This window comes from Pseudoalteromonas sp. (genome assembly GCF_041629635.1).
Lineage (GTDB): Bacteria > Pseudomonadota > Gammaproteobacteria > Enterobacterales > Alteromonadaceae > Pseudoalteromonas.
In genome coordinates this window covers 1-5,699 of record NZ_JBFKMX010000179.1, presented here as the reverse complement: position 1 = coordinate 5,699, position 5,699 = coordinate 1, and the positions used below count along the sequence as shown (strand labels likewise).

Here is a 5,699-nt window from a genome sequence, read left to right as displayed (position 1 = left end):
TGATGTTCAGCAATAATGCGTGTCTCGCTTATGCTTTCATCTGAAATAATGGCAAAACCTGCATCGGCTGAAGCATCTTTATCGCCATCAAAAAATACCAGAGCTTGTTCGCCGACTGGGACGTAATGGGTTGGTTTTACGTCTAATAATTCAAATGAGTTCGTTGTTGGTGCGTCTTCATGAAGGTCATGATGATCATCATGCTCTTTTAAATATATACCGCCATCAATAAATTCAACAATGCTTTCATTACGTTGAATAGCAACGACATAACGTCCGTTAGGGCTTGTATAAAGAGCCGATGGTGCATTTGTTAGTGGGAAACTATTGATTACCTGCTTTGTTGCTAAGTCAAAAATATGAACTTCATTTGAGTTAGGTGAGCTAAAAGCAAGACGACCTTCAGGCAATTCAAGCGGTTGATGCGGCTGTGAAGGAGTATCAACTTCAGGCGTTTTATTTATCACTGTATGGCTATCAGAACCACAGGCGCTTAATAGAGAAATTAATACTGTACTGGCAAGCGCTTTACGAATCATGTCTAATCCTTGTAATGTTATAAAGTAACATTTTATTATGTTATAATATAACAATAAGATGCAAGCAGTATTTGCTCAGATTCAAAATATGTTGTCTTTTATTGAATAAGTAGGCAGGTTTTTAAAGGTGAATGTGTTGTATGAATTAAATGTTGTAAAAGATGTAAAATACGGGTGCAAGGTATATTTCTATCACTGCTTAGGTATTAAATTCAGTAACATCAATTACTGGTCAATGCGAAAAATTTCAGCTTTGCACACCTTTGCTTTTTTACAATCACTGTTGCCTGTGCTCGAGTGGCAGTAATTGAAAACCATGGCATTGCCACCATTTTGCGCTGTTTCTATGGCAAGCTTTCCACGCATTTGCGATTCAGTAGGCAAAAAATTATTGTATTCATTAGCGCAGCCAATAGATTCAATCACACCTAAAGCGACAAAGTTATATTGATGCAATTTCTGATAAGTTAAATCAAGTACATGATTTGAAGCAGCACTGCGAGTCATTGATGACAAAATGGCTTTGTCAGCATTTGTTGAAATATTAAAAGAAGCAGAAGAGCAGCTTATTAATAAAACAAAAGAAAAAACAAGTAGCACACGCATGATAAAAATCCTTCTAAATAAGCGAGTTACTTTGAATTTAATTTTGAGTTTAACACAGTTCGGTCAATAAAAAAGGCGCTCAATTGAGCGCCAAACACGGAATTGTTATTAAATAATATTAATCATCTTTTGATTTATAAAATGCGATAATTGCCATTGCGACGAACGCTAAAATAAAGCAGTAATATGAGCTTGTAGCCACATCCCAAGGGGTAATGTGGAAGGTTGCGCCGAGTAATAACGCTTGTGCACCGTATGGCAAACTGCCTTGCATTACACAAGCAAAGATATCCAATAAGCTTGCTGAGCGTTTAGCTTGAATGTTACCGTCTTCAGCGAGTTTTTTTGCGATTGGGCCTGCAACAATAATCGAAACAGTATTATTGGCAATACATAAGTTTGAAGTAAGTACTAACGCCGCTATACCAAACTGGTCGGCAACTTTGCGGTTCCACTTGGCTATAATTGCTGTTCCTTTTTGAATTTTATCAGCAATGTAATCTAATCCACCATTAACACGGATAAACTCAGACAGGCCACCAATAAACATCGAAAGTAAGAAGATCTCTTGCATGCCTTTAAAGCCTTCGTAGATATCCTTTACGAATTGACCACCTTGGTAGTCACCGGTAAAGCCCATTAATCCCGCAAATACAATACCGCTAAACAGCACCACAAATACATTAAAGCCAGCGACCGCAAGCACTAGAATAAAGGCATAAGGCAGTACCAAGAGTAAGTCGTAATCTTTAACATCGATAATTTCTGGTTCTGGCGTTAAAAATGCCAAAAGTAATACGGTTAATGCTGCAGCTGGTAATGCGATTTTTAAGTTTTCACGAAACTTATCTTTCATTTCACAGCCTTGTGTGCGCGTTGCAGCAATGGTGGTGTCTGAAATAATTGATAAGTTATCACCAAACATAGCACCCGACACAACGGTACCGGCAACAAGTGCGGGATCAAGGCCTGTTTTAATAGAAAGAGCATAAGCAATAGGGCCAATTGCACCAATTGTACCCATTGAGGTACCCATCGCGGTTGATACTACAGCTGAAATTAAAAATAAGCCTGGCAGTAAAAATGCAGGTGGTACAAGGTCAAGGCCTGCATTTACAACGGCATCAACACCCCCTGTTGCTCCTGCAACAGTCGAAAATGCACCGGCTAATAAATAGATCAAGCACATAGTGATGATATTGCTATGACCCGCACCTTTAATAAAAGTCTCTACCGAATCGTTAATGGACTTTTTGTTTAACAGAAACGCCAACAGAATCGCTGGTAAAATAGCCACAGGCGCTGGCAATTGATAAAACGCGTAGTCAACACCTTGCGATTGCAAATAAAGACCTGCACCTAAAAATAAACCAACAAATGTTAATAATGGCAGCAATGATAATTTTGCCACCGTTTTATTGATATGAGTATCCATATAAACCTCAAACGGAAACTTTATAGGTTGCGTGCTTAACAGCACGAAACTGAAATTTCTTCTTCTTATTCATCACTATTAGTTCCACGTTTTGCACTTGAGCGCAAGTTTTAAGCAAATTTCGTAAAAATGGCATGAATAAAAATGGATGTGCGAATGTATAGATGTCTAGATGTTTTGTCAAACAAATCTGATATAATCATTTTTGTAAATTTATAACTTAAAACACTTAGATCCTAGCCAAGGGTTTGAGAGTTGGGTATAAAGCGTTGAAGCCTAATAAATAGTAGAGAAAAGCATGACAAAAATAGCAGTGTATGGTGCTAATGGCCGTATGGGACGCGCGCTGTGTGAGGCGAGTATCAATAATCAAGGGACAAGCCTAGTTGCAGCAGCCGTTCGCGCATCCAACGAAATAAAAGGGCAGGCGGTAAAGCATTTTATAAACCAAGGTGACAGTGATGTGATGTTTAGTGATGAAACTAATTTACCGTCAGAGACTGATGTCATTATTGATTTTACTTTACCTGTGGGTATGAAAAAGCATTTAGCCTATGCAGTGGCACATAAAATCCCAATGGTGATTGGCACCACAGGGTTAACTGCATCTGATATGGCAGAACTTGAAGTGGCTGCAAAAGAAATCCCTATTGTTTTCTCGCGCAATTACTCAGTGGGAATAAACTTGCTCGAAAATCTTGTTAAAACTGCTGCACAGACGTTAGCAGACGACATTGATATCGAGATTTTTGAGCTGCACCACAAACATAAAATTGATGCGCCTTCAGGCACAGCATTAATGATTGGTGAAGCTATTGCAGAAGCAAAAGGCTGGCAGCATGATGAAGTTGCGGTTTTTGACCGCTCAAAAGATGAGCAGGCCAAAAGTCAAAAAGAAATCGGTTATTCAGTGATGCGCGGCGGCGATATAGTTGGTGAACATACGGCTTATTTCGCAGCTGAGGGCGAAAGACTCGAACTTACCCATAAAGCGAGTTCAAGAATGACCTTTGCCAAAGGCGCTGTAAGGGCTGCGGCGTGGTTACATAATAAACCGGTTGGACTTTATACTATGCAAGATGTGCTAGGTTTTAGGTAGAAAACTGAAATTTTTGGCTGTTTAAAGTAAATTTTCTGTTAAAAGCGTTATTTTTAATTTTTTCTTATTTTTTATTAGACCTTTTTTGAGAATTCATCTAAAATACTTGGAATTTGCCAAAATTTTATAATCTAACGCTTTCTCTAGGGTGTTAGATCGATTGAACGGGTTGAAATTTACGCAAATTTCGCCCGTTTTTTACTGTTAGGAGGTCAACTTGTCTAAATCCGCTTTGTTAGTCCTAGAAGACGGCACGGTATTTCGCGGTACTGCCATTGGTGCTGAGGGTATCTCAGTTGGTGAAGTAGTTTTCAATACTTCAATGACTGGATATCAAGAAATTTTAACTGATCCATCTTATGCTGAACAAATCGTTACTTTAACTTACCCACATATCGGTAATACAGGTACCAACAGCGAAGATGAAGAAGCGAATAAAATTTGGGCGAAAGGCCTAGTTATTCGTGACCTTCCACTGCTTGCAAGCAACTTCCGTAATGAACTTTCACTTGATGAGTATTTAAAATCTCGCAATATCTTAGGTATTGCTGATATCGATACGCGTAAATTAACACGTATTTTACGTGATAAAGGTGCGCAAAACGGTTGTATCATTGCAGGTGACGTTGACGAAGCTAAAGCGCTTGAAGCGGCGAAAGCATTCCCAGGCCTTAAAGGCATGGACCTTGCGAAAGTAGTGTGTACAAAAGAGCAGTACACATGGAATGAAACAAGTTGGACGTTAGGCGAAGGGTTCAAGACTCTGAGCGATGAAGATGCAAAATTCCACGTAGTTGCTTATGACTTCGGTGTAAAACGTAACATTTTACGTATGTTAGTAGACCGCGGTTGTAAATTAACTGTAGTACCTGCTGAAACTCCTGCAGCAGATGTACTAGCGTTAAACCCTGATGGTATCTTCCTATCAAATGGCCCTGGTGATCCGGCGCCATGTACTTATGCAATTGACGCTATTAAGACCTTCCTTGAAACAGATACGCCAATTTTTGGTATTTGTTTAGGCCACCAATTACTTGCACTTGCCTCTGGTGCTGAAACAGTAAAAATGAAATTTGGTCACCACGGTGGTAACCACCCGGTTAAAGATTTAGACCGAAATGTGGTTATGATCACAGCGCAAAACCACGGTTTCGCAGCGGATCAAGACACACTTCCTGAAAATTTACGTGCAACGCACGTTTCATTATTCGACGGCACATTACAAGGTATTCACCGCACAGATAAGCCAGCGTTTAGCTTCCAAGGTCACCCTGAAGCAAGCCCTGGTCCTCACGATGCGGCGCCATTATTTGACCATTTCATCGACTTAATGCAAGAACGTAAATAATTAGGACTGAGACTAAAATGCCAAAACGTAATGACATAAAAAGTATTTTGATTTTAGGTGCAGGCCCGATTGTTATCGGCCAGGCATGTGAATTCGACTATTCAGGCGCACAGGCGTGTAAAGCACTTAGAGAAGAAGGTTACCGTGTAATCCTAGTAAACTCTAACCCAGCTACAATTATGACTGACCCAGAAATGGCTGATGCGACTTACATCGAGCCGATTCACTGGGAAGTCGTTAAGAACATCATTGCCAAAGAACAACCTGATGCCGTTTTGCCAACCATGGGTGGTCAAACCGCCTTAAACTGTGCACTAGATTTAGAAAAACACGGCGTCTTGGCTGAATTTGGTCAGACCATTGCGATGCAATATGAACCAGGCACCGGACGCGCTGCAAAGACGATGATAGTCCATGCGATTCTCCACGCCGGTATCCTGGAAGGCTGGCTGGAGAAACATCCACTCAAAGGTCACGTTATGCGCCATGAGTACAGCATCGACAGTGAGAGCGGCGTACTGCTGCAGAACCGTGCGCAAATCGGGCGCATCTTTCCAATCAGCGGCATTGTAGCCGTTAATCTTTTGCGCCATCTCGGTTATTCTCTCTGGATGCTCTGGCTTAACCTTGCTCGAAAACTCCAGCATCGGCTCTTGGCTCTGCTGATCAACC

Annotated in this window: 6 protein-coding genes and 1 pseudogene; 3 read left to right on the top strand and 4 right to left on the bottom strand. The window is 40.7% G+C overall.

Translation table 11 applies throughout. From position 1 onward, the window contains the following. The 3 genes from ABYD77_RS17240 to ABYD77_RS17230 all read right to left on the bottom strand — a co-directional run. Nucleotides 1-539, bottom strand: a 539-nt coding sequence (locus ABYD77_RS17240; protein WP_372771326.1) for a YncE family protein, incomplete at its 3' end; no start/stop codon positions are given. Nucleotides 540-764: 225 nt separating this feature from the next. Next, entirely contained in the window at nucleotides 765-1,145 is a 381-nt protein-coding gene (locus ABYD77_RS17235) for a hypothetical protein (protein ID WP_372771325.1), read from the bottom strand. Nucleotides 1,146-1,263: 118 nt separating this feature from the next. After that, nucleotides 1,264-2,580: a Na+/H+ antiporter NhaC family protein gene (locus tag ABYD77_RS17230; RefSeq protein ID WP_372771324.1), complete on the bottom strand. Its 1,317-nt coding sequence runs from the start codon at nucleotides 2,578-2,580 to the stop codon at nucleotides 1,264-1,266. Between the two features lie 298 nt (nucleotides 2,581-2,878). On the opposite strand from ABYD77_RS17230, the gene dapB reads away from it, so the two are divergent. From dapB to carB, 3 genes and pseudogenes are all read left to right on the top strand, one after another. Further along, nucleotides 2,879-3,679, top strand: coding sequence for a 4-hydroxy-tetrahydrodipicolinate reductase (dapB, locus tag ABYD77_RS17225; protein ID WP_372771323.1), 801 nt, complete (start codon nucleotides 2,879-2,881; stop codon nucleotides 3,677-3,679). A gap of 217 nt (nucleotides 3,680-3,896) precedes the next feature. Next, nucleotides 3,897-5,027: a glutamine-hydrolyzing carbamoyl-phosphate synthase small subunit gene (gene carA / locus ABYD77_RS17220; protein WP_372771322.1), complete on the top strand. Its 1,131-nt coding sequence runs from the start codon at nucleotides 3,897-3,899 to the stop codon at nucleotides 5,025-5,027. Between the two features lie 17 nt (nucleotides 5,028-5,044). Further along, nucleotides 5,045-5,380: pseudogene (carB, locus tag ABYD77_RS17215) on the top strand (carbamoyl phosphate synthase large subunit); the annotation flags it as partial. Here carB and ABYD77_RS17210 read toward each other — a convergent pair. Continuing rightward, a complete protein-coding gene (locus ABYD77_RS17210) occupies nucleotides 5,348-5,620 on the bottom strand; it encodes a hypothetical protein (RefSeq protein ID WP_372771327.1) in 273 nt (90 codons plus the stop codon). The pseudogene carB and the gene ABYD77_RS17210 sit on opposite strands and share 33 nt — an antisense overlap. Nucleotides 5,621-5,699: the final 79 nt, after the last annotated feature.